The 25,907-nt window shown below is 28.9% G+C and carries 17 protein-coding genes, 3 pseudogenes and 1 other annotated feature; of the genes and pseudogenes, 16 read left to right on the top strand and 4 right to left on the bottom strand.

Features of this window, described 5'->3' with window-relative positions; genetic code table 11:
• Positions 1-90 precede the first annotated feature (90 nt).
• Positions 91-1,112, bottom strand: a pseudogene (locus BN2920_RS13405) (IS6 family transposase).
• Positions 1,113-1,233: 121 nt separating this feature from the next.
• Between BN2920_RS13405 and BN2920_RS22625 the strand changes: the two are divergent.
• A pseudogene (locus BN2920_RS22625) lies at positions 1,234-1,985 on the top strand (EFR1 family ferrodoxin).
• Between the two features lie 494 nt (positions 1,986-2,479).
• Here BN2920_RS22625 and BN2920_RS13395 read toward each other — a convergent pair.
• Positions 2,480-3,686, bottom strand: a pseudogene (locus tag BN2920_RS13395) (IS256 family transposase).
• A 116-nt stretch (positions 3,687-3,802) separates the two neighbouring features.
• Positions 3,803-5,524, bottom strand: coding sequence for a methyl-accepting chemotaxis protein (locus BN2920_RS13390; protein ID WP_058295501.1), 1,722 nt, complete (start codon positions 5,522-5,524; stop codon positions 3,803-3,805).
• Positions 5,525-6,219: 695 nt separating this feature from the next.
• On the opposite strand from BN2920_RS13390, the gene BN2920_RS21440 reads away from it, so the two are divergent.
• From BN2920_RS21440 to lysS, 13 genes are all read left to right on the top strand, one after another.
• A complete protein-coding gene (locus BN2920_RS21440) occupies positions 6,220-6,375 on the top strand; it encodes a hypothetical protein (RefSeq protein ID WP_198157512.1) in 156 nt (51 codons plus the stop codon).
• A 137-nt stretch (positions 6,376-6,512) separates the two neighbouring features.
• Positions 6,513-7,997 (top strand): DUF1846 domain-containing protein, encoded by a 1,485-nt coding sequence (locus BN2920_RS13385; RefSeq protein ID WP_058295500.1) that lies wholly within the window; start codon positions 6,513-6,515, stop codon positions 7,995-7,997.
• A 236-nt stretch (positions 7,998-8,233) separates the two neighbouring features.
• Positions 8,234-8,809 carry a TetR/AcrR family transcriptional regulator gene (locus tag BN2920_RS13380; protein ID WP_058295499.1) on the top strand — a complete coding sequence of 192 codons (576 nt, stop codon included), beginning with the start codon at positions 8,234-8,236 and terminating at the stop codon, positions 8,807-8,809.
• Positions 8,810-9,164: 355 nt separating this feature from the next.
• Positions 9,165-10,343 (top strand): acetyl-CoA C-acetyltransferase, encoded by a 1,179-nt coding sequence (locus BN2920_RS13375; RefSeq protein WP_058295498.1) that lies wholly within the window; start codon positions 9,165-9,167, stop codon positions 10,341-10,343.
• 58 nt (positions 10,344-10,401) lie between these two features.
• Positions 10,402-11,433, top strand: coding sequence for an epoxyqueuosine reductase (locus BN2920_RS13370; protein ID WP_058295497.1), 1,032 nt, complete (start codon positions 10,402-10,404; stop codon positions 11,431-11,433).
• Positions 11,434-11,626: 193 nt separating this feature from the next.
• A complete protein-coding gene (locus BN2920_RS13365; protein WP_083498791.1) occupies positions 11,627-12,604 on the top strand; it encodes a LacI family DNA-binding transcriptional regulator in 978 nt (325 codons plus the stop codon).
• A gap of 185 nt (positions 12,605-12,789) precedes the next feature.
• Positions 12,790-14,226: a sucrose-specific PTS transporter subunit IIBC gene (locus BN2920_RS13360; RefSeq protein ID WP_058295495.1), complete on the top strand. Its 1,437-nt coding sequence runs from the start codon at positions 12,790-12,792 to the stop codon at positions 14,224-14,226.
• Between the two features lie 119 nt (positions 14,227-14,345).
• Positions 14,346-15,830 (top strand): glycoside hydrolase family 32 protein, encoded by a 1,485-nt coding sequence (locus BN2920_RS13355; protein ID WP_058295494.1) that lies wholly within the window; start codon positions 14,346-14,348, stop codon positions 15,828-15,830.
• A gap of 237 nt (positions 15,831-16,067) precedes the next feature.
• Positions 16,068-16,550, top strand: coding sequence for a DUF6803 family protein (locus BN2920_RS13350; RefSeq protein WP_058295493.1), 483 nt, complete (start codon positions 16,068-16,070; stop codon positions 16,548-16,550).
• A 65-nt stretch (positions 16,551-16,615) separates the two neighbouring features.
• The gene (locus BN2920_RS21435) at positions 16,616-16,765 is read left to right on the top strand and encodes a hypothetical protein (RefSeq protein WP_157065780.1); all 150 of its coding nucleotides are present in this window, start codon (positions 16,616-16,618) and stop codon (positions 16,763-16,765) included.
• Positions 16,766-16,838: 73 nt separating this feature from the next.
• Complete coding sequence (locus BN2920_RS13345; protein WP_058295492.1) at positions 16,839-17,384, top strand: 2'-5' RNA ligase family protein; 546 nt, start codon at positions 16,839-16,841, stop codon at positions 17,382-17,384.
• 211 nt (positions 17,385-17,595) lie between these two features.
• A complete protein-coding gene (locus BN2920_RS13340; protein ID WP_058295491.1) occupies positions 17,596-19,047 on the top strand; it encodes a leucyl aminopeptidase in 1,452 nt (483 codons plus the stop codon).
• A gap of 216 nt (positions 19,048-19,263) precedes the next feature.
• Positions 19,264-19,518, top strand: a binding site (T-box leader).
• Positions 19,519-19,594: 76 nt separating this feature from the next.
• Complete coding sequence (lysS, locus tag BN2920_RS13335; protein WP_058295490.1) at positions 19,595-21,121, top strand: lysine--tRNA ligase; 1,527 nt, start codon at positions 19,595-19,597, stop codon at positions 21,119-21,121.
• Between the two features lie 140 nt (positions 21,122-21,261).
• On the opposite strand, the gene BN2920_RS13330 is transcribed toward lysS, so the two are convergent.
• Positions 21,262-21,687, bottom strand: coding sequence for a sodium/glutamate symporter (locus BN2920_RS13330; RefSeq protein WP_268259196.1), 426 nt, complete (start codon positions 21,685-21,687; stop codon positions 21,262-21,264).
• 102 nt (positions 21,688-21,789) lie between these two features.
• On the opposite strand from BN2920_RS13330, the gene BN2920_RS13325 reads away from it, so the two are divergent.
• The gene (locus BN2920_RS13325) at positions 21,790-22,803 is read left to right on the top strand and encodes an AI-2E family transporter (RefSeq protein ID WP_058295488.1); all 1,014 of its coding nucleotides are present in this window, start codon (positions 21,790-21,792) and stop codon (positions 22,801-22,803) included.
• A 537-nt stretch (positions 22,804-23,340) separates the two neighbouring features.
• Positions 23,341-25,824, top strand: coding sequence for a CoA-disulfide reductase (locus BN2920_RS13320; protein WP_058295487.1), 2,484 nt, complete (start codon positions 23,341-23,343; stop codon positions 25,822-25,824).
• Positions 25,825-25,907: the final 83 nt, after the last annotated feature.

Genomic DNA, 25,907 nt, shown 5'->3' with positions numbered 1-25,907 from the left:
TATATAAGTTTGATCAATTTATTGCATGACAAATAAACCTGCAATAGACAAGATTTTTTGCAGGTTAATCAAAGATATTGATTAATTAATTTAAGCGGCAACAAACCATGATTTTTTTAGACTTGCTATTGCTAGCGAAGCCGGCAACTTCAGCTGGAGTATGGCTGTTTAGAGATCCATGAGGTCTTATAAAGTTATAATGAAAGATAAATAAGTATATTAAGTTATTTGCTTTTTCAAATGAATTAAATCCTTTTTTAGCTTTATAACAAGCTTTATATGTTTTATTAAAAGACTCTATAAGATTGTTATTCGTATCGCTAGACATTGGTGCTACAGGAATATGTTTAGTATTGGGTAATACTTTGGCTACAGCTTGATTATATGAAGGTAATCTATCAGTTATAAAATTACTAGGTTCACCAAACTTTTTTGCTTCATTAATTAATGTGAAAGCAGAATCTTCACTGCGTGATTTCGTTAAGTGAAATGCCAATATAAAACGAGTTTCTGAATTGATAGCCAATCACAAATAATAACGTTCACCATTTATAAATACAACTGTTTCATCAGCGTGCAAATCGTCAGATTGCAAATTTAATTGTGATTTAAATGAATCAGCTTTTTGTTCGAAAAAAGGCGTAAATTTATGTGACAACTGAATATTGTTACATGAGAAACTTTTATACTTGCTGTTGTATATAGAAAGTGTGAAATAGCTCTTGTGGATGTATTATTAAAAAATAAAAGGTTAAAGCTGTGAGTATAGCATGTAATAGAAATCGCATTCATTTCATAGAAAGGGTGCCGGTTATATTTTGACTAGACGCATTATTAATATTTAAATTATGGTGTTGTACTATTATATGGTTACATTTTCTATTACCACATTTATAACGATTATAATATTTATAAGTGTGGTGTAGGTATGTTGCTTTGCTACACTTTGGACATTTAGGATAGCTTTTTGCAACTCGGTTACTGATGTAGTTAGGAGCAAATTGCCTCTTACAGTTCTTACATTGATATTTTTGATTAGCCTGCTTATCTAAGTCAAACTTATATAGTTGGTCAGAGTGACAGCGAGGAAATTTAATTTTTGTTTTGTTAATTGTTCTTCTCCTTTCAAGGGGGAATATTTAGTTTTAGACAAACTTATTGTATTCACTTCAATTGAGAAGAGAAATGTTCATATAACTTAACAGAACGTAATTAATTATTGGGAGAGTTCATATGAATAATATATATTACTTTACAGGAACAGGAAATAGTTTGCAGATAGCAGAGAATTTAAGTAATGAGCTGGGTGATTGTACAACACATAAGATAGCTGAATATTCTGGAGAAAATATAAATTCAGATACATTAGGAATTGTATTTCCAGTATATAACTTGGGACTGCCTTTAATAATTTGTGATTTTTTAAACAAATTAAATGTTTCAAATGATACATTTATATATGCTATTGCTAATTATGGAGGAGCTCCAGGAAGGGCACTTGACCAGTGCGAAGATATTTTGAAAGATAAAAATAGAATATTATCAGGTGGATTTTTAATTAATATGCCTGGAAATTATATTATAGGTTATGGTGCACAAAGTAAACAAACTCAGAAAAAATGTTTGAAAAAGAAGAGAAAAAGGTTAAGAATATATCAAGCCTTGTAAGGAATAGAAAAAAGAGTGATATTGAAAAAAGCCATTTGATTATTGACCGTGTATTCACAAATCATTTTTATAAAGATGTTGCAAATTTTCATGAAGCAGATAGAAATTTCACTGTAAATAATAAGTGTATAAGCTGTGGTTTATGCGTAAAAAGATGTCCAGTAAATAATATAACAATAAATGAAGGAAAGCCTGTCTGGAATCATAAATGTGAATTGTGTTTAGCATGTATTCAGAGCTGTTCAAGCGAAGCAATAAATTATGCTGGAAAGACAGAAAAGAGAAAGAGATATTTAAATCCAAATGTTAAATTATAATATAAGATCTATTTGTATAGAGAAAGTTTTTTAATAAACCTTATTAGAATAGTGATTATTATATTGAATTAACGTTGTAAGTTAGTATGCTATATTTATTTCGATAATTTAATATAGTTTACAAAATATGAATAAAGGGAAATCATTCTCGATTTCCCTTAAAAATGGAATATAATTTTTTGCATTATAAGCTATTTTTTTATGAATAATTAGAATTAATTAATATGTAAGAAAACTTTCTATATATGATGACTATTATTTATTTTATTAGAGGGTGTAAATAATTTTGTGTATTCCTAACTTTTTCTTAAAAATAATCGAAATTTTTAACTTAAAATTTATTAAACAATTTCGTCTGAAATTGTAGTAATATGCAATATTGTTTCTATTACTCATATTGTATATTATAACCAAAATATGGCGATAATATGCAATAGGGCAAATATTTATTGGGACTTTATTAGTTAAGTATTCTTAACTTTAGAGTCCTTTTGTTATGCATCTTTTGAAAGTGTATCACTAAAAACTATTTTTAATTGATTAATCACTAGGTCCCAATCTGAATAGCTTCTGGTCCATTTCTTAGCTACATGCTTAACGGCTAAATAGAGCATTTTTAGTAAACTATCGTCATTAGGAAATATTAGTTTTGTCTTTGTTACCTTTCTGAATTGGCTATTCAAGCTTTCTATAGTATTAGTTGTATAGATTATCTTTCTTATGTTATCAGAAAACGCAAAGAATGTACTTAAATTATCCCAATTATCTTCCCAGCTTTTAACTGCATTTGGATATTTACTCGACCATTTTTCCTTTAATGATAGCAATTTATCCATAGCAACTTCCTCATTAACAGCTCTATATATTCCTTTTAAGTCAGCTATAAAGGCTTTTCTGTCTTTATAAGGAATATACTTCATACTAAATCTTATCTGATGGATTATACATCTTTGTATTTTAGCAAAAGGAAAAGCAGCTCCGATAGCTTCTTTGAAGCTGTTTAAGCCATCAACACAGAATATTAGAACATCTTGAATACCTCTATTTTTAAGGTCATTTAACACAGATAACCAAAACTTACTACTTTCATTAGCACCTATCCATATTCCTAAAACTTCTTTTTCACCATCCATATTTACCCCTATTACAACATAAGCAGCTTTAACTATAATTTGTTTATCTTCTCTTACTTTATAGTGTATAGCATCCATAAATATAAATGAATATGTCTTTTCTAGTGGTCTATTTTGCCATTCTGAAACCAATGGCAATATTCTATTTGTTATGTTTGACACAGTTTCTGCACTTATATCAACACCATATAATTCTTTTATCTGTTCTGAAATGTCTCTAGTTGTCATTCCAGTTGCATAAAGACCTAGGATTTTATCTTCGATTCCATTAACGGAACGTTGATGCTTTGGCACAATTTTAGGCTCAAAATCACCATTTCTATCTCTTGGTATATTAATCTGCACAGGACCAAGTTCTGTTTTTACAGTCTTTTTTGAATATCCATTTCGGCTATTATCATTATTTTTATCCATATTATTATATTTTCCATATCCTAAAGCTTCATCCATTTCAGCTTCTAATGATTCTTGCAATACATCCCTAAACATTTCTTTTAAACCTACCAATGCTACTGGAATTCTGTTCTTTGATGTATTCTCTTAATAATTCTTTCGACATATTTCCCATATAAAAAAACTCCTTCTTGTAACAATTTGTTATCTCAATTATTGCCAAGAAAGAGTTATTTTTATTAAGTTTACACAAAATTTTTTACAGAGCCTTTTATTAATTTATCAAAGATATTATTTTAATTTAAATTTACTAATCATAACTTCCAAAGTTTCTGCTTGAGCAGATAATTCTTCGCTTGCTGCTGCACTTTCTTCTGCTATTGCTGAATTTGACTGTACTACATCAGCTATTTGATCTATTCCTCCATTTATTTGTTCTATAGATATGGCCTGTTCTTCTGATAATTTAGTTATATTATCAACTAATTGTACAGCTTCCTTAGTATGTTCAACAACATCTTCCAATGAAACTGCTGTTGTATCTGCAATTTCTTTTCCATTATTCACTGATTTTATTGAGCTTTCAATTAATTCTGCCGTATCTTTGACTGCCTGTGAGCTTTCTTCTGCAAGTTTTTTTACTTCTTCTGCAACTACAGCAAATCCTTTTCCAGCTTCTCCAGCTCTCGCAGCTTCTATTGCTGCATTGAGAGCTAAAAGATTTGTCTGTTTTGCTATACTATCTATAGTATTTATTATTTCTTTAATGTTCTTAGAAGAATCTTCTATTTCATCCATTGCAGTTACCATTTCAGTCATTTTTTCATTGCTTTCTTTTATATGAAGACCTAATTCATTTACAATTTGATTTGTTTTTTTAGCATGACCAGTTGAATTTTTTACCTTTTCAGTAATTTCACCCATTGATGCAGTTAACTCTTCTATTGCACTTGCTTGTTCTGTTGCTCCTTCTGAGATTGTTTGAGATGTCTGCGCAACTTGTTCTGAACCACCTTTTACTTGTATTGTTGCTTCTTTTATCTCATAGAATGTTTCATTTAAAGATTTTACGATTTTTTCGAGTGAATCTTTAGTGCTTGTAAAATCACCTATGTATTGATCAGTGCAAGAGCTTGTAATATTAAAGTGACCATTAGATAATTCTTCTAATATGTTGTTAATATCTAAAATTATAGTTTTTAAGAAAGAACATGTTTTGCGGAAGCTGTTTGCTAGAATTCCTAATTCATCTTTTGATTTATATTCAATATTAATATCAAGTGATCCATTTTCTAATTTTTTTGCAGCATTTTCTAACTCAAGAATTGGTTCTGTAAGAAGTTTTACTAAAACAAGAGCCATATAAATGCAAGCTATTATACTAATAGTTGAAATTAAAATTAATATTATAAATGCTAAATTTTTTATTTTTACAGAATCATTATACGTATTTACTGCGTTATTTTCTGCTTCATTTCCAATTTCAATTAATGTATTTTGGAGCTTATCAAGTGATTTTTCATAGTCTGAATTATAAAGTTTAAGGGCCTCAGCATTTTTGTTTTCAGCTGCTAATTCAATCAATTTATTTTTTATGACTAATAGATCTCCTCTATCTTCTTTTAACTGTGATATGAGCTCTTCATTAGAAAAAATTTTTTCTAACTTTTCAATATTATTAGAAACATTTTCACTATATTTATTTGCTTCTGAAACATATTCTTTAGTCTTGGTTTCATCATCTGTTGTTATTGCTAATAGAACATTTTTTACAAACACTTGTGTATCTTTTCTTATTTCCAATTGTAAAGATACTTCATTAAATGGATGTTCATAAAATGTCTTGATTTTATTCCCAACAATTTGTAATGCAATAAAGGATGAAATAACTGCTAATATGAATAGTGCCATAATAGAAACAAATGTAATTTTTAGTTTTTGATTAATATTTTTGTCTTTAATTTGTTTTTCGAAAAATTTAAAAATTAAATTTTCTTTAGATTTTTTTTTCATTTAATATCCTCCTAGTATGCTTGTCTAAATTTTATTGGAATAGTCAATAATTTATAGTTAAATATTAATTATTATATAATACCATATAATAGCTGATTTGGTAATATAGTTTATGTAGAAATATAAATATTAAAGAGGAAAAAGATATAATTATAGATAAATGCGCTATTTATGGTAAAAGTTGTTTAAGTATTTAAATAAAGTAAGGATATATGAACAAAGAATTAAAATCTAAATAAAAAGAAACATGATAAAATCCAGATTTAGTTTGAAATAAAAGTTATAGAAGTGTCAAAAGAATACCTAGGGAATAAAGCATGAAAATAACATTTGATTTTATATGGTAAATATTATAGACTTCAAAAAAATGCAATTTAAAATACTAATTAGGTTTTAGACAACTACAAAGTAGTTAATAAAAAGTGATTAATTGTTCACATAGATTTTAGTGATTATAATAAAGGCAAGTTAGAAATAACAACTCAAAAGTTGGGAGAATTTAAAAATGGTAAAGCATATTTAATGAAAAGGAATTTGAAAGTGAAGGATTAAAAGACATTATTTAAAAAACATTTTAAGATATTTTAAATAATAATTTTTTAGTAATAGTGAGATTAATTCATAGCGTTACTGCAAATTTGAAATGTTAAACATATATTAAAAGTTGAAAGTAAGTAGTAATGGAAAGATAAATTATGAATAGATATGATGGAATTATTATTGGATTTGGAAAAGGTGGTAAAGCATTAGCAGGATTTTTAAGAAAGAATGGTAAAAAAGTAGCCTTAATAGTAAAATTAGATTTAGTTTACCATTCCTCATGTCTTTTTATAAATATAGTGATTTATTAAAAAAATATGAATAATTTGTAACTAAATATAATAATTTTAGTTGAAAATTATTCATCAAAATGATAATATGTTTCATAGAAATTTTTCATATAAAATATACAGAAATGATTATTCATTTTATAGAAAAGGAGCCTTTTATGAAAATTGGTTTTGATAATAATAAGTATTTAGAGATGCAGTCACAGCATATTAAAGAGCGTATCGCAAAATTTGGTGACAAGCTATATTTGGAATTTGGAGGAAAGCTTTTTGATGATTATCATGCATCTAGAGTTCTTCCAGGGTTTAAGCCCGACAGTAAACTAAAAATGCTTCTTAATTTAAAAGATTCAGCAGAAATAGTAATTGCAATAAGCGCAGAAGCAATTGAACAAAATAAGGTAAGAGGGGACCTTGGAATAACATATGATTCAGACGTTCTTCGTCTTATTGATGCTTATGCAAGTGTTGGACTCATGGTTGGAAGTGTAGTTATTACACAATACAGTGGTCAAGTTGCAGCTGATAAATTCAGATCGCGTTTAAAAGAATTAAATGTTAAATCGTACATACTTTACAAAATAGAAGATTATCCATCAAATATAGAGCTTATAGTAAGTGATGAAGGTTATGGAAAAAATGATTATATAGAAACAACTCGTCCATTAGTTGTTGTTACAGCTCCAGGTCCAGGAAGTGGAAAAATGGCAGCATGTCTTTCACAGCTTTATCATGAACATAAAAGGGGAGTAAAGGCTGGATATGCTAAGTTTGAAACATTCCCTGTATGGAATCTTCCACTAAAGCATCCTGTAAATATTGCTTATGAAGCAGCTACTGCAGATTTAAATGATGTTAATATGATTGATCCATTCCATTTAGAAGCATATAATAAAACAACTGTTAACTACAATCGTGACATTGAAGTATTCCCAGTACTTAATGCAATATTTGAACAGATTTTAGGCGAAAGTCCATATAAGTCTCCAACAGATATGGGTGTAAATATGGTAGGAAACTGCATAATTGACAATGAAGTATGTTGTCAAGCCTCAAAACAGGAAATAATAAGAAGATATTACACTGCTCTTTGTGATGTAAAGCGTGGTAAAGATGCAAAAAATGCTGTTTATAAACTTGAATTACTATTAAAGCAGATGGGCATTTCTAAATATGATAGAAAAGTAGTGAATATGGCACTAGAGCGTGAAAAAATTACAAATAATCCAGCCGTTGCAATAGAGCTTGAAGATGGTGAAATAATCACAGGAAAAACAGGCGAACTTTTAGGTGCATCTGCTGCCATGGTTTTAAATGCATTAAAGAAGCTTGCTGGAATAGATCATAGTACAAAAATAATATCACCATCTGCAATTGAACCAATACAGTATTTAAAGACATCTTGCCTTGGCAGTAAAAATCCTAGACTTCATATAGAAGAAGTTTTAATTGCACTTTCAATAAGTGCTGCTACAAGTAGTGATGCAAAGCTTGCTTTAGCTCAGGTTTCTAAATTAAAGAACTGTGATGTACATTCATCAGTAATTCTTTCATCTGTAGATGAGCAGACATTTAAGAGACTTGGTGTTCATTTAACTTGTGAACCTAAGTATGAATCAAATAAAAAGTATCATAAAAACTAAAATGTAGTATATGATAATTATAAATGCATAATTATCTATAAGCCATTCACTATGTGATATAATTTGGTGCAAAATAAGTAAATCACATAAGAATGGCTTATTTATCATCAGTAAATAAAATATTTGACTAGGCAGTATAGAATTTGTATACTAATTTTATTAAATCAATATAATCAGAGAAATTTTATAAGATATATTTAAAGTTCTTATATATAATTATTTTTTGGAGGACTAAAATGGGACGTAGTAAAGAGTTTGATACAGATAAAGCACTAATACAGGCTATGGAATTGTTTTGGAGCAATGGATATGAAAAAACTTCGATTCAGGACCTTTTAGATGTTATGGGGATCCATCGGAAAAGTTTATATGATACTTTTGGTGATAAGCATAAACTGTATATGGAAGCTGTAAAACGCTATCAACAAATTGTTGAGAGAAATATAAAAAAACAATTAATACAAGGATCATCCATAAAAGAAATTATAAAGAATTTATTTTATATGATTATTGATAATGAAAGGTTTCGTAAACATGGATGTCTATTTGTTAATATGGCAGTAGAGCTTTCAGCATGTGATGATGAAGCAAAAACAAGATCTATAGAGCACTATAAGAACATTGAAACTCTTTTTTATGAACTATTATTGCAAGGCCAAGAAACAGGAGAAATAGGAGCGAACAAGGACGCTACAATGTTAGCTCAATATTTTTTGAATTCATGGACAGGAATCAGAGTTTTAGGAAAAACACTTAACGATCGAAAAGTATTTGAAAATATTATAGAAGCAACTTTATCTATATTAGATTAACAACAATTCTAAAATGTGAATTGTTGTTTTTTTAAAAATACTTGACTGGTTGTTCAAGAAAATATATAATAAATTCATAGAGTTAAGGAAGTACAAAAAAGTAAACCTGTTTTGAACACTTATAATATGGCTAGATAGCATGTTTGTTTTATGGAAGCAGAGGAATACCTATACATTTAATTGAATGATCGTTCTAAAAAATAGAGATTGATTGAGAGATGTCAATGAAGGTTATGAAATACTAATAATATGATTGGATAATGCTTTTATAATATGTGCTGAACTAAATTCTATAGGTCATTTATATCTAGTATAAAGACTAGAAAATTAATTATATTTTAGGAGGTTAAAAAATATGAGAGATGTTGTAATAGTAAGTGCAGTAAGAACTGCAATAGGAGCGTATGGAAAAACTTTAAAAGATGTACCTGCAACAGATTTAGGATCTATAGTAATAAAAGAAGCAGTTAGAAGAGCAAATATAAAGCATGAGGAAGTTGATGAGGTTATTTTTGGAAATGTACTTCAAGCAGGATTAGGACAAAACCCAGCAAGACAAGCAGCTGTAAAAGCAGGATTACCTGTAGAAATTCCTGCATTTACAATTAATAAGGTTTGTGGTTCAGGATTAAGATCTGTAAGTTTAGCAGCTCAAATAATAAAAGCTGGATATGCAGACGCTATTGTAGTAGGTGGTATGGAAAACATGTCTAGTGCACCATTTTTATTAAAGAATGCAAGATGGGGACAGAGAATGGGAAATGGAGAACTAGTTGATGAAATGATAAAAGATGGTTTATGGGATGCTTTCAACGAATATCATATGGGAGTAACCGCAGAAAATGTTGCAGAAAAATGGAATATAACAAGAGAAGAGCAGGATGAATTTTCACTTCTATCACAGCAAAAAGCTGAAAAAGCCATTAAAAATGGTGAATTTAAAGATGAAATAGTTCCTGTAGTAATAAATACTAAAAAAGGTGAAATAGTATTTGCACAAGATGAATTTCCTAGGTTTGGTAATACTATTGAAGCTCTAAAAAAACTTAAACCTATTCTTAAAGAAAATGGTACAGTTACAGCAGGAAATGCATCTGGTTTAAATGATGGAGCAGCAGCATTAGTAATAATGAGTGCTGATAAAGCTAAATCTCTAGGAATAAAGCCACTTGCTAAAATTAGTTCTTATGGATCAGCTGGATTAGACCCAGCAATAATGGGATATGGTGCCTTTTATGCAACTAAAGCAGCCTTAGATAAAATTAATTTAAAACCTGAAGATTTAGATTTAATTGAAGCTAATGAGGCATATGCATCTCAAAGCATAGCAGTAACTAGAGATTTAAATTTAGATATGAGTAAAGTTAATGTTAATGGTGGAGCTATAGCACTTGGACATCCTATAGGTGCATCGGGTGCACGTATTTTAGTAACATTACTATACGCTATGGAAAAAAGGAATGCAAAGAAAGGACTTGCGACACTATGCATTGGTGGAGGCCAGGGAACAGCTCTAGTAGTTGAAAGAGAATAGGGAATACTGTAGTGACAATAGATTTATTTAATTAAATTTATCAAAGGAGGTGTTCAATATGGATACCATTGAGCAAATGATTCAAAAAAAGGCTTATGAATTGGGATATGAGAAAGGTGGTATTATTCCAATTGGTTTAATGGATGGATATACAGAAAAATTTAATGAACGTATTGAAAAAATTCCAAAATCAAAGATGTTCTATGAAAATCAGCAGCGTTTGGCTAAATTTAGAGAAATATATCCATGGGCAAAATCTGTGGTGGTGCTTACAGTAGCATATGGAAAATACAAAGTTCCAGAGATGCTAAATGGGCTCATAGCTAAGGCTTATTTATTTGATACACGTGTGGATGAAAATACAAAAGAATATCAGAATAATCGTGCATTGGAAAAATATATGCAGGAACTGGGATTAAAGGTAGAGACAAACCAAAAATTTGGAGTGGTTGGGATGCGATGGGCAGCTTTGCAAGCGGGACTTGGTATTATTCGTAGAAATAACTTTTTATACACAGAGTCTGGTTCGTGGGTTCATCTTGAAGCATGGGTAACTGATAGAGAAATGGAGTTAAAGGAAACAAATAATGTTGTAGAGTGTCCAAAGTCATGTAATCGCTGCATAGCATCGTGTCCTACAAAATCTCTTTCTGATCCATATACTATGTCACCTACAGAATGTATTTCTTTTCTGACAACTTTTGGTGGACGAGATTTACCACATGAGCCGTTAAGCAAAACATTTGGAAATTGCATTTATGGTTGTGATATTTGTCAAGATGCATGCCCTATGAACAAAGGAAAATGGAAGGACGAGGAAGAATTCTCTGGACTTGAGGAATTAGTTCCTTCATTAATCCCAGAGAATATTTTAAATATGGAAGAAGATTTTTATCGTAATAAAGTTCAACCTAAATTTTTCTATTTATCAGCAGATGATCTTTGGAAATGGAAGGTAGATGTATTATGCTATATGCGTAATAACTATAAGGAAAGTTATAAATCACTTATTATAAATGCATGCAATAATGAAAATAATAAAGTACGTGAAATGGCTTGCTCAATTTGTGATGAACTTTCCTTACAATGATTTCCTGATAAGAGGATGAACATTATTAAAGTAATATATTTTAAAAAAATTAATGGTTATGAAAGTGAAATTGATGAATTAAATTTGTTATCGAAAGCTAATGAAAGCATTAGAATATTAATTATCAATAGTATTTAATTAAAAGTGATAATATGTTAAAATTATAAGAAAAAAAGCAGGAGAGTATATGAGTATGGCGACAATTAAAGATGTTGCAAAAGAAGCAGGAGTAGCAGTTGGTACTGTTTCTAAAGTTATAAATAATATAGCTGTTAAACCAGAAACTAAAGTTTTAGTGGAAAATGCTATAAAAAAATTGAAATATGAACCTAATATTTATGCTAGAGGTTTAAAAACTAACAGGACTAATACTATTGCAGTAATTTTGCCAACAATATGGAATCCTTTTTTTAGTGAATTAGCTTATAACATAGAGAAATGCTTAAGAAAAGTAGGAATGAAAATGATTCTTTGTAATTCTGAAAAGAATAAAGAAAGTGAAATTGAGTATATATTAATGGCTAAGCAAAACAAGATGGATGGAATTATTGCAATAACTTATAATAATATAGATGAATATGTTTCTGATAATATTGCATTTGTAAGTATTGATAGGTATTTTTCAAATAACATTACATATATTTCTAGTGATAATTTTAACGGCGGTAAATTAGCAGCTAAAAAATTAATTGAATCTGGATGTAAGAATTTAGCCTATATAGGAAGAGGCTCTAAAATAGATAATGCAACAAGAAAAAGAAAAGAAGGTTTTATAAGATATTGTGAGGCAAAAAATATTTCATATGATACTTGTGAATTATTTGGATCACAAGAAGAATTTGAAATTTTGTTAGATAAATTTATAGAAGAGAATTTTAAAGATAATATAAAAATTGACGGGATTTTTGCTGTAACAGATAATTATGCTTTAGATTTTATTAAAAGACTAGAAAAGTTAAATATAAATATCCCAAAAGATGTTCAGGTTATTGGCTATGATGGAATGAGATCATGTGCTAAAGATGAATTTAAAATTTCAACAATAAGACAGCCTATTGAACTTATAGCACAGGAATCTGTCAATGCCCTTATAGATATTATTGAAAAGAAAAGTGTTAAAAAGGAAATAATTCTTCCTATAGATTTTATAAAGGGCTATACAACTAAATAATAATTATATGTTTTAATAGATTTCACTTAAATATATTTATTTAGTGAAATCTAATTAATTTTCAAAAAAATACTTGACTATAATCTGAAAACGTATTAATATTTAAACGAGGAAAAATGAAACGTTTCACGAAAGAAAAATTCATATTCATACAGAATACATTTTTGTATGGGAGGGAGAGTAACATGAGTAAAAATTATAAGCAAATTAGTGAAGAAATTTTAGAGCATATTGGGGGAAAAGATAATGTAGTTAGCGCAGCCCATTGTGCTACAAGATTAAGATTAGTTCTTAAAGATGATAGCACGATTAATATTAGTGCAATTGAAGCAATGCCAATAGTAAAAGGTAATTTTAATAATTCTGGGCAGTTTCAAATAATTTTAGGTTCTGGTACTGTTAATGAAGTTTATAAGGAATTTATAAAGCTAGCAGATATAAGTGAAGGTAGTAAAGAAGAATTAAAAAAGGAAGCAGATAAGAAATTAAATCCATTGCAAAAATTAATAAAATCTTTAGCAGATGTATTTGTACCTGTATTACCAATACTTGTTGCAGCAGGATTATTAATGGGTATAAATAATATATTAACTTCACAAGGATTATTTATAGAAGGAAAATCTTTAATTGAAGCTTATCCACAGTTTAAAGATTTAGCAGAAATGATTAATACATTTGCTAATACTGGATTTGCATTTTTACCAATATTCTTAGGATTTTCAGCTACAAAAGCTTTTGGTGGTAATCCATACTTAGGTGCTTGTATAGGAGCGCTTATGATTCATGGTGATTTATTAAATGGTTACAGTTATCCAGCAGCTGTTCTTGAAGGAACTGTACCATCTTGGAATATATTAGGTTTTTCTATCCTTAAGGTTGGTTATCAAGGAACAGTGCTTCCAGTTTTAGCATCATCTTTTGTGTTAGCAAAAACAGAAAAAACATTACATAAAATTATACCTTCAGTTTTAGATAACTTATTAACCCCATTATTTACTGTATTTATTACTGGATTATTAACATTTGTAGCTATAGGACCTGTTATGAGAATAGTAGGTAATGGAATAACAGCAGGGTTAATAGGATTAATTGATACATTAGGGCCAATAGGTGGAGCTATATTTGGTTTCTTCTATGCACCAATAGTTATAACAGGTATGCATCATAGTTTTACAGCAGTTGAAACTCAATTACTTGCAGATATAGCAACAACAGGCGGATCATTTATTTTCCCAGTTGCAGCAATGTCAAATGTTGCTCAGGGAGCAGCTGCTTTAGCAGTAATACTTACTCTTAAAAATGATAATAAAATGAAGGGAATAGCATCAGCTTCTGGTATTTCAGCTTTACTTGGAATCACTGAACCGGCTATATTTGGTGTAAATCTAAAGTTACGTTATCCATTCTTTGGTGCAATGATAGGATCGGCAGTTTCATCAGCGTATATAATGTTAACAAAGGTACTTGCATTAGCTCCAGGAGCGGCAGGACTGCCTGGTATTATTTCAATAAGACCAGATTCAATGGTTAACTATATAATAGGAATGGTAATATCAATGGCTGTTGCAGTTATTTCTACTATTATGCTAGCTAAGTTTATGAATGAAAAGAAGCAAGCATAAGATAATAAATAAAAAAGTAGAAGGATTAGATTATTCTAATACCTTCTATTTTACGCTATTAATATATAAATATTTTTTAGTTTATAAGTGATTATTTTAATATAAGGAGATAGATTTGAATGAAAGAATGGTCAAGAAAAGAAAGATATAGAACAATATTAGAAGCTACAGATGAAGAAATGAAAGAGTTAAAAAATAAGGTTGACAATTGTCCATATAGACAGGAGTTCCATATTCAGCCTGTAACAGGGTTATTAAATGATCCAAATGGATTCTCTTATTATAATGGAGAATATCATTTGTTTTATCAATGGTTTCCACTAGGCCCTGTTCATGGAATTAAGCATTGGTATCATGTATCATCAAAGGATTTAGTTCATTGGAATGATTGTGGTGTAGGAATAATTCCTACAGAATATTTTGAAAGTCATGGTGCTTTTTCTGGAAGTGGAATAGTTAAAGATGATAAGTTACACTTATTTTATACAGGAAATACAAGAAATGATGAATGGGTTAGACACCCTTACCAATGCTTGGCTGTTATGGATAGTGATAATAAAATAATAAAAAATGAGAAACCTTTTATAGAAGAACTTCCAGAGTCATATACTGACAATTTCAGAGACCCTAAAGTATTTAAGGAAAATGATAAATATTACTGTTTAATAGGTGCTGAAAGAAAAGAAAATAATCTTGGTACTGTTGTAGTATATGAATCAGATGATTTATTAAATTGGAACTTTAAAAGTGAGATAAAAAGCAGCTTTTTTGGTAATGGATTCATGTGGGAATGTCCAGATTATATAAAATTTGGTGATAAAGGTGTTCTTATATTCTGTCCTCAAGGATTAGAGCCAGAAGGGGATAAGTATAAAAATATATTCCAATCGGGATATCTAGTAGGAGATAAAATTAATTTTGATAACTGTGAATTTAAGCATGGAGAGTTTTTAGAACTTGATAGAGGATTTGACTTTTATGCGCCGCAAACTACAAAAAGTGATGATGGAAGAAATATATTAATTGGATGGATGGGATTACCTGAAATAGAGTATCCTACCGATGAAAATGGATGGGCTCATTGCTTGACTATACCAAGGGAGTTAACGTTACATGGTGATAAGTTAATTCAAAACCCAATAAGAGAGCTTGAAAGATTAAGGAAAAATAAAAGAAGTGAATCATATGCTTTAGATAATGAAGAAGTAGGCATTGAAGGATTCAATGGAAAAGTGTATGAAGTAGAATGCGATTTTAGAAATATTAGTGGTACAAGTGTAGGAATAAAATTAAGAAAAGGAAAAGATGAAGAAACAGTATTTTATTATGATATAAAAGATAATAAATTAGTTTTAGATAGAAGTAAATCAGGAAAAGATTTTGCAGTAGAATATGGTAGAGAAAGAAAGTGCGACTATAAAAATGAAAGCTTAAAGCTACGAATTTTTGTAGATATATCATCTGTTGAAATTTTTGTAAATGATGGAGAAGAAGTATTTACATCAAGAATATTTACTGATGAAAAAAGTAATGGAATCAGTCTTTTTGCTGAAGGAAAAACTGATATTGATATTAATATATGGAAACTAGATATTAAATCTTAAAATGATTACATATTTCGCCTAGAAATAATTAAGATTTCATCCAAGCATACCATATTAACTTAGAATATATAGTATAGAATACTCTTGCTTATAATAAAATGTAGGCAAGAGTATTTTGTTTAGATAAATAATATAAAGACCTAATTTGAATCTTTTCCATAAATTGTGTTTCTTCATAAAATATTCATATGAAGTTTGTACAATGAACTAGTAATATTTTAAGGAGATGTGATAGATATGAACATGACCCATTATATGTCTTTACTAGCAGATAATCAGCCTTGGAATCTACTTATTTTTATGGCGATACCTGTAATTTGCGCAGAAGCTCTTACAATATCAGAGTTTTTCATAATCTTTGATAGAAAGAAAAGTGGAACATTAAGAACTTTCAATAAGATTGTAGGAATATTTGATGGAGTATATTTCAGTGGTATTTTTATTTATTTATTAGTAACAGTTGTGATACCCTTAACTAAATTTGGAGGATGGCATGGAGCTATAGACGTGGTAGCTGTGGCATTTTATTTAGCAGGAGTTATATTTCTTCTGCCAATTACATTAATGGAATTAGGATTAATATTTAGAAATAAGACTATTGATGAAAAGATGAAGATTCACTTTATTCTTATTGGCGGATTTCTAGTTGTTTCACATATTGCAATGATATTTGGTATGATAAATCCTGAACTTATTAGTAGTATGCCAAACATGCATTAACTTATTTAAGATTGTTTGTATATAGGCTATAATATAAATAATTAAAATACGTGAGGTAAAATTTTATGAGAGGCTTGCTAGACACAAAAGTTGATTTTGTGTTAAAAAATATATTTGGATTTCTAAAGTATCCAAAAGTTTTAATATCCCATTTACATGCTGATTTAAAGCAAGTTAACAAAATCAAAAGTGTTGAAATAAAAGTTTGGCATTAGATATGACTATTATCTAGTGCCTTTATCTATAATGTAAGTTTATAGAAGAAATTTTCGTTGAGTGGAGGAAAATATGTATTTAGTATCTCTATATTTTGATGATAAAGCATCAAGAAAAATACAAGGATTTATAAATAAAGTAGCAATTAAAAGTGGTAATAATTTTATGATTGACAGAAAGGTTCCACCACATATAACTATTGCATCATTTCAAGCTGCTGAAGAAAACAAAATCATAGAAATATTAGATAAAAGGATTAAAGATATTGAAATAGGAATAATAAACTGGGGATCAATAGGACTATTTAAGTCATCTGTTATATTTTTAGCACCAATTTTAAATGAATATCTGCATAATTTATCAGTTAGTATATATGAAAGTATATCTTTAGTAGAAAATATATGTATTAGTAAATATTATATGCCATTTCAGTGGATGCCCCATACAACTATTGCAAAAAAGCTGACTAGGGAAGAACTGATGGCAGCATTCCAAGAGTTAGAAAAGAACTTTACTATTTTTAGCGGCATGGTAACAAGAATTGCTTTATCTAAGACTAATCCTTATGAAGATATTACTGTATGGGAGTTAGATAATAAAAAAATATTTAGTTCATGAAATAAAAGCTATATATGATTTAATTAATTTTTTATTTAAGTAATAAAAAAGAAAAGTATAAATAATATTAAAGAGATTTTTTAGCAGATGTAGATCAAAATAATTCAAACAAATGAAAGAAAATATATGTACGAATCATTTAATAAATTTTTAAAAGTATGTTATAATAATTAATAATAATGATTATTAATTAATAAAGGAGAAACATAAGATGATAGAAGTAAAAGATTTAAATGTTGATAGTTTACAATGTACTATTACTTTTGTATATGAAGATCAACAAACAGATAGTAAGATTTTAGAAAGATTGAAGTCAAAAAAAGTATTTGAAGGAAAAAGTGAACAAATATTTTATAGAACGACTAATGATTTAAATTATGAGATTTTTGTGGGATTAGGCAAATATGAAGAGCTAGAAAGAAATGACTTTGTAAATGCAATTGCTAAAGCTATGAAACAAGCTGAAAAGTTAAATGTAGATAACCTTGGTATTTACTTTATAAAAGTTAAAGAGTTATGTACAGGTGCTACTACAAAAGCTATAGTTGAAGGTGTGAAATTATCAGGCTACAAGTTTAGCAAGTATAATAAAGGGAAAGAAAGCTATAATCCATATGTAACTATATTAGGTGCACCAAAGGAAAAGGCAGGAAAGATGGTAGAAAAAATAGCAGAAGCTAGCAATGTTATTGATGGTGTAATTTTAGCTCGTGATCTTGTAAATGAACCTGCCAACATATTATATCCAGAAACTTTAGCAGAACGTGCAGCCTTAGTTGGAAAAGAAAGTGGATTTGAAGTAGAAATATTAGATAAAAATGAAATAGAAAAATTAGGAATGAAGGCATTTTTAGAGGTTGCAAAAGGATCTATTCATGAGCCAAAATTAATAGTTATGAGATATATGGGTAATCCTAAGAATAATGAAAAAATTGGGCTTGTAGGTAAGGGTCTTACTTTTGATACAGGTGGATATTCTCTTAAACCATCAACATCTATGGACACTATGAAAAGTGACATGGGTGGAGCAGCAGCTGTTATTGGCACAATGCAAGCATTAGCAAAGAATAAAGTACAAAAGAATGTAATAGCGGTAGTAGCAGCTTGTGAAAATGCTATTTCAGGTGGAAGCTATAAACCAGGAGATATTATTGGGTCTATGGCAGGTAAGAATATAGAAGTACTAAATACAGATGCAGAGGGTAGATTAACATTAGTTGATGCTATTACTTATATTATTGAAAAAGAAAATGTAGAAAAAATAGTAGATGTAGCAACACTTACAGGAGCAGTATTAGTAGCCCTTGGTACTGAAATAACAGGTGTAATAAGTAATAATGATGATTTTTATGATGAATTATTAGTAGCAGGAAAGAGAAGCGGAGAAAAATTCTGGAGACTTCCAAATGATAAGTGCTTTAAAAAATTATATAAGGGTGACTTTGCAGAACTAAAAAATACTGGTGGACGTAATGCTGGAACAATTACAGCTGGTATGTTTATAGAAGAGTTTGTACAAGATAAGCCATGGTTACATCTAGATATTGCTGGAACTTCTTGGACAGATAATGGAAATGATTGTACACCTAAGGGAGGAACAGGAGCACCTGTTAAAACATTATATGAACTTGTTGTAAAACATGTATGCAAACATTCTAAATAATTAAATTTCCATTAACTATTATAATGAATGGAAATCTAACTAAAGCTGATAAAATAATAAAATTAATAAGAATTGTATCATAAGTAAATTATAAATTTATTGAAATTGGATATGAGAATAGAAAGTGATTATACTAATATTTAATTGAAGATAAATACTAAGAATAGAATTTTTAGGTATTATATTTACAAAAACAAACTTATATTATAAAATATATTAAAAGCAATGAAAAGAAGAGTAGGTAAAATAGTTCATTTTCAGAGAGCTCTGCATGGTGAAATGGAGCAATGGATTTTTATTGAAGAAGGTCTTGGAGCTGCACACTGAGTCTACTTTGTAGAGGTAGGATGTGACGGAATACCCCGTTATAGGTATAGAGTATCTCGTTTTTTGATGTACTTGAAGAGGTGTATACGGCAACGCATGCATAAACTGAGGTGGTACCACGAATTTATAACTTTCGTCCTCAAGATTAGAAATCTTGGAGGTGAAAGTTTTTTTATTTGAATCAAATTAATCAATAAAATAAGTAAAGGTGGTAACAAAAATGTATGAGCAATATGAAAATTTAGATGAATTAGAAAATATAATGACAGATGCAAATGAATTTATAACAGAAAGAATAAAAAAGCTAAATAAGCTTAATGAATTAGGAATAAATCCATATCCTTATAATTACGATTATAGCAAAAAAACTTATACAAAAGACATATGTGATAATTTTGATACTATTGATGAGGGTGAGATATTTTCTTTAGCAGGAAGAATAATGTTTCTTAGAAGAATGGGAAATGCAACTTTTGCTAATATAGTAGATGAAAGAGGAAATATACAAATATTTTTTAGTAAAAAATTAATTGGAAATGAAAATTATAATATTTTAAAATTAATTGATGTTGGGGATATTGTTGGGATAGAAGGAAATGTATTTAAGACTAAGACTGGAGAAATAACTATTAGAGCAAACAAATTTGAATTGTTATCTAAATCAATAAGAACCCTTCCCGAAAAATATCATGGAATTCAGGATTCAGATTTAAAACAAAGACATAGATCTTTAGATATGATAATGAATTCAGAAGTTAAGGAAAGATTTATAAAACGTTCTAAAGCAGTTACTGCAATTAGAGAATATTTAAATAATATGAATTTTATTGAATGTGATACTCCTGTACTTGATACTAAATATGGTGGAGGAGAAGCAAAACCATTTAAAACTTTTGTTAATGATTTAGACTGTGAAGTATATATGAATGTTTCTCCAGAATTATATTTAAAAAGACTTATTGTTGGAGGAATAGAAAGAGTTTATACATTTGCAAGATCTTTTAGAAATGAAGGAATTGATAGAACACATTATCCAGAATTTACTCTAATGGAATGTTATATGTCTTATGCGGATTATGAGGATATGATGAGAATTATGGAAGGAATATATGAATATGTATTTATGTCCATTAACGGCTCTACCAAAATAAAATATGGTGAAGAAGAAATTGATTTTAAAGCCCCATGGAAAAGAGAAACTATGTGTAATCTTGTAAAACAAGATACAGGTATTGATGTAGAGAATTTAACTAAAGAAGAAATTATCAATAAAATTAAAGAGAATTCTCTTTTGATTGAGGAACAAAATGAAGGTTTAAATATAAATGAAGTTTCTAAAGGAGAATTAATAGTAAATCTTTTTGAAGCATATAGCGAGAAGAAATTAATACAACCTACTTTTGTTATAGACTTTCCAAAAGAATCATCACCACTTTGTAAAGTTCATAGGGAAAATCCAGATTTAATTGAAAGATTTGAGCCATATGCTTATGGGGTAGAGCTTGGAAATGCTTATTCAGAATTAAATGATCCATTAAGACAACGTATATTATTACATGACCAAGCTGAAAAACTAAGAGGAGGCCTAGAAACAGCAAGTCCAATGGATGAAGAGTTTGCTATAGCTATTGATACAGCAATGCCACCAACTGGAGGCTTAGGTATTGGTATCGATAGAATGATAATGTTTCTGACTGGATCAAATACAATAAAGGATGTTATTGCATTTCCTTTAGTTAAAAGATAAAAACAAAAAATAGAAATACTAGATAAATAAAAAGATAACATCACTTGCAGTCAAACGATTTTTAGATTATATTAGAAAAATTTTTTTGTATTAGAAAATACAACTATGAAAGAACAGGTGTCCACATTTTATGTATATCTCTAAGAAAGAAAACTAATAAATCCATAGATAATTCCAATGTTTATAAAGTCTATAAATAATGATCCTACTATTGGTACAATGAAGAATGCAGTCCTTGAATATACATATTTTTCAGTAACTGAATTCATATTGGCCATTGCATTTGATGTAGAACCCATTGCAAACCCAGTTAAACCTGCTACCATTACGGCTGAATCATAATTCTTACCCATTAATCGATATGATACAAAGATACCATAAATGTACATCATTATACATTGTGATAAAAGTAAGAGTAACATTGGAAGTGCTAAGTTTATTAAATGCCAAAGCTTTATAGAACAATTGAAAATGGAAAAAGAATATATAAATATATAATAATTTAAAAAAATAACAAAAATATGATAGAATAAGTAAAAGGGAATTAATGCCGTAGTAATTGTCATAGTAGCTTTATAAGAAATGAAAGATCACATAAAGTTTAGAGTGATGAAATAATTTAATATTATGATAGAGATTAAGATGAATAAGGTGTGGGGGAAAATGTATTGGAAATACAGAAATTATTAAAAACAGATGCAGCAAAAAAGATATTTGCAGTGGCTATATTAATAGCAGGGGCGTTATGCTTAATGCCATTTAGAGAGTTGTTGTTATTAACATTTATCATTTCATATATTTTGTGTCAGATAGAAAAAATTATAGATTATTTTGTTAATAAAATAATAATGCTTAATATAAGTAAAAAAATAATAACATATATTGTACTTGCAGGTATACTTGTGTTATTTATTGCTGCAGGATCTATATATATTCCCAAATTAATTGAAGAATTGCTTGGATTAAATGGTGAATTATTTAAACTGCTTGACAATATGAAGATTAATAATGATTTTATGAACAATTATATTTTAAAGATGTCAAATACAGAATATTTTATTAACTATTTTAAAGATAATACAGATAACATATTAAAAACTATATTAACATTTAAAGATGAAACAATAACAGTATTTTCTTCTTTAATTTTAAGCTTATTGTTTTTATTAAGTAAGGACGCTATGGTAAAGTATTGTAGAAAGTTCAATAGCAGCAAGGTATCCTTTTTATACACAATATATAAAAACTTATTTAAAAAATTTATGAATTCTTTTGGGAAAGTCATGCAGGTACAGATAACTGTTGCTTTGATAAATTCAATTATATCAATGATAGGTTTATATTTTTTAGGTTTTCCTGAAATTATGTCTCTTGGTATTATGATATTATTTTTATCTTTAATACCTGTCTTTGGAACAATAATATCATTGTTTCCATTATGCCTTATAGCATTGCAGATTGGTGGAATTAAAAAGATTATTGAAGTGATAATTCTTATTATTATCATACATGCATGTGAAAGCTATGTTATAAGTCCAAAATTAATGTCTGACAAATCTCATTTACCAATATTTATGACATTTTTTTTGCTATTGATGGGAGAAAAACTTATGGGAGTATGGGGACTGATACTGGCTATTCCCTTATATATGTTTTTTATGGATTTGCTTGATGTGAAGTAGAGCCATAAAAATATTATAACTTGATTATAGTATGGAGAACCGTATCATAAATTTTATAATGGAAATAATAACATTGAATGCAGATAGAAAGCGATTTAAGTGTAGTAATTAAATATTTTAAAAATATATATGTTCTAAAAAAATATATATGTTCTAATTAAGAATATTCATTAAAATCTGCCCTAAGCCCAAAAAGGATATATGGCTCATATGAAGTAACTTTATTGAAACTTATATATTATAATAATGTAAAAATAGTGAGGAATGCTTAGAGTAATAATAACTTTGGGCATTCCTTTTTGGAATACAGACAAATAAATCTTATAAATAAGATTACAGGAAATTAACAATATGTTAGCTATACATTGGGATAGAGGAGTACATATAAGGTATAATAAATTTTATCACACATAAAGAAATAATAAATTATATGTGACAATGTCACTGATAACTTTCAAATCCCAGATTATAATTAGGACATGAAATTAGAAAAATTTTACTTTAAAATAATAAGCGAGAGTTTAAGGAGTTGATAGCATGTCTAAGAAAATTATAATTGTAGGTGGAGTTGCAGGAGGAGCGTCAACAGCAGCAAGACTTAGAAGATTAGATGAAAATGCAGAAATAATAATGTTTGAAAAAGGTGAATATATATCATTTGCAAACTGTGGACTTCCATATTACATTGGAGAAGTTATTAATGAAAGAGAAAAGTTAATTGTTCAGACTGTTGATGAAATGAGCAGTAAATTTAAAATAGATATTAGAAATTTAAGTGAAGTAATAAAAATAGATAAGGAAAATAACAAGGTAACTGTAAAAAATCTTAAAAACAATGAAGTCTATGAAGAAAATTATGATGTATTGGTTTTATCATTAGGTGCAAGTCCTATAAAACCTCCTATACCTGGAATACAGGAATGTAAAAACTTGTTTACATTAAGAAACATTCCAGATACAGATAAAATCAAGGCCTATGTTGATAATGAAAGACCGAAGAAAGCTGTAGTAATCGGAGGAGGATTTATTGGCCTTGAAATGGCTGAAAATCTTCATGAAAGAGGAATTGAAATTACACTTGTGGAAGCAGGAAAACAGGTTATGGCACCTCTTGATATAGAAATGGCACATATTATTCATGATGTATTAATAGATAATGGTGTTAATCTGATTTTAAATGATGGAGTTAAAGAATTTAAAAACAATGGTAAAAAAGTCGTACTATCAAGTGGTATGGAAATAGATACAGACCTAATAATACTATCTATTGGTGTAAAACCAGAAACTTCAATAGCTAAAGAAGCAGGAATCAAGGTTAATGAACGTGGTGGAATCATAGTAGATGATCATATGAAAACTTCAAAAGATAATATATATGCATTAGGAGATGCTATTCAGGTTACAGACTTTGTAAATAAAGAGCCAGCAATGATACCACTTGCATGGCCAGCAAATCGTCAGGGAAGAATAGTTGCAGATAATATATGCAAACGAGAATCTTCATATAAAGGAAGCCTTGGATCATCTGTAGCCAAAGTATTTGATTATACAGTGGCAGTTACTGGAAACAATGAAAAAACATTAAATAAATTAGGAATCAATTATAAAGCGATTCATATTCATCCAAGCTCTCATGCTGGATATTATCCAGGATCTTTTCCAATAGCATTTAAGATGCTGTTTGATCCTAAATCCGGAAAAATCTTAGGTGCACAAGGTGTAGGCATGGATAAAGTTGAAAAGCGTATTGATGTAATTGCAGCAGCAATTAAAGGAAATCTTAATGTATTTGATTTGCAGGATTTTGAACCTTGTTATGCGCCACCATATAATTCAGCAAAAGATCCAGTAAATATGCTAGGATTTTATGCAGCTAATATAATTGATGGCTTAGTAGAAGTAATAGAATGGGATAAGATAGATGAACTCCATAAAGATAAATCAATCATAGTAGATGTAAGAGAAGAATTTGAACTTGTTACTGGAACATTAGAGAATTCAATAAATATTCCTTTAGGAGAGCTTAGGGATAGAATAGATGAAATACCAAAAGATAAGGATGTCTATGTAACATGCCAGGTTGGTCAGAGAGGATATGTGGCAAGCAGAATTCTAAAATCCTATGGTATTAATGCAGTAAACATCGATGGAGGAATGAAAACTTATCTTTATGTAAAGAGAGCTGAGGAAAGTATAAAAAATCAATTTAACAATAAAAGAGAAGAAGAAATAAAAGAAGAGGTAGCTGTAATGAATCTTAACGATTTAGATGTAAGTGAAATTAATGCAAAGGTAACATTAAATGCATGCGGACTTCAATGCCCTGGACCTATAAGAAGAGTATTTGAAGAAATTAATAAAATGAATGAAGGAGAAGTACTTGAAGTAAAAGCAAGTGATCCTGGCTTCACTAAAGATATAAAATCATGGTGTGAAAAGACAGGTAATACTCTTTTAAAATCAGAATTTGATAAAAAGAATAAGAATTTCGTTGCTATAGTTCAAAAAGGTACAAAGAATAAAGAAACTGCTCAGGTTCAGACTAAAGATAAAAATGGAGCTACACTTGTAGTATTCAGTGGTGATTTTGATAAAGCAATTGCTTCATTTATAATAGCTACAGGAGCAGCATCAATGGGTAAAGAGGTTACAATGTTCTTTACATTCTGGGGATTAAATATATTGAAGAAGAAGGAAAAAGCAAAAGTAAAGAAGGATGCAATGGAAAAGATGTTCGATATAATGCTTCCAAGTAATGCAGAAAAATTACCATTATCAAAAATGAATATGATGGGTATGGGACCTGCAATGATAAAACAGATTATGAAAAAACATAATGTTGATGATTTAGAAACATTAATAACCAATGCAATAAATATGGGCGTAAGAATAGTTGCCTGTGCAATGAGCATGGAGCTTATGGGAATAAAGAAGGAAGAATTTATTGATGGTGTAGAAATAGGAGGCGTTGCATCTTATTTAGGTGCTGCTGATGATTCAGGAATAAATTTATTTGTATAGTTTGTAAAATTATCTTAAATAAAAAAGCTAAATTTTGGCGCCAATAATGAAAGTATAAATACTATAATATATGAGCATTAATT

It is taken from the genome of Clostridium neonatale, from assembly GCF_001458595.1.
Lineage (GTDB): Bacteria > Bacillota > Clostridia > Clostridiales > Clostridiaceae > Clostridium > Clostridium neonatale.
This window is presented reverse-complemented; position numbering and strand designations above follow the sequence as displayed.

Bases quoted from the DNA above. Each gene is read 5' to 3' on its own strand.
- BN2920_RS13390 (WP_058295501.1), bottom strand. From the start codon at position 5,524: ATGAAAAAAAAATCTAAAGAAAATTTAATTTTTAAATTTTTCGAAAAA.
- BN2920_RS21440 (WP_198157512.1), top strand. From the start codon at position 6,220: ATGAATAGATATGATGGAATTATTATTGGATTTGGAAAAGGTGGTAAA.
- BN2920_RS13385 (WP_058295500.1), top strand. From the start codon at position 6,513: ATGAAAATTGGTTTTGATAATAATAAGTATTTAGAGATGCAGTCACAG.
- BN2920_RS13380 (WP_058295499.1), top strand. From the start codon at position 8,234: ATGGGACGTAGTAAAGAGTTTGATACAGATAAAGCACTAATACAGGCT.
- BN2920_RS13375 (WP_058295498.1), top strand. From the start codon at position 9,165: ATGAGAGATGTTGTAATAGTAAGTGCAGTAAGAACTGCAATAGGAGCG.
- BN2920_RS13370 (WP_058295497.1), top strand. From the start codon at position 10,402: ATGGATACCATTGAGCAAATGATTCAAAAAAAGGCTTATGAATTGGGA.
- BN2920_RS13365 (WP_083498791.1), top strand. From the start codon at position 11,627: ATGGCGACAATTAAAGATGTTGCAAAAGAAGCAGGAGTAGCAGTTGGT.
- BN2920_RS13360 (WP_058295495.1), top strand. From the start codon at position 12,790: ATGAGTAAAAATTATAAGCAAATTAGTGAAGAAATTTTAGAGCATATT.
- BN2920_RS13355 (WP_058295494.1), top strand. From the start codon at position 14,346: ATGAAAGAATGGTCAAGAAAAGAAAGATATAGAACAATATTAGAAGCT.
- BN2920_RS13350 (WP_058295493.1), top strand. From the start codon at position 16,068: ATGAACATGACCCATTATATGTCTTTACTAGCAGATAATCAGCCTTGG.
- BN2920_RS21435 (WP_157065780.1), top strand. From the start codon at position 16,616: ATGAGAGGCTTGCTAGACACAAAAGTTGATTTTGTGTTAAAAAATATA.
- BN2920_RS13345 (WP_058295492.1), top strand. From the start codon at position 16,839: ATGTATTTAGTATCTCTATATTTTGATGATAAAGCATCAAGAAAAATA.
- BN2920_RS13340 (WP_058295491.1), top strand. From the start codon at position 17,596: ATGATAGAAGTAAAAGATTTAAATGTTGATAGTTTACAATGTACTATT.
- lysS (WP_058295490.1), top strand. From the start codon at position 19,595: ATGTATGAGCAATATGAAAATTTAGATGAATTAGAAAATATAATGACA.
- BN2920_RS13330 (WP_268259196.1), bottom strand. From the start codon at position 21,687: ATGACAATTACTACGGCATTAATTCCCTTTTACTTATTCTATCATATT.
- BN2920_RS13320 (WP_058295487.1), top strand. From the start codon at position 23,341: ATGTCTAAGAAAATTATAATTGTAGGTGGAGTTGCAGGAGGAGCGTCA.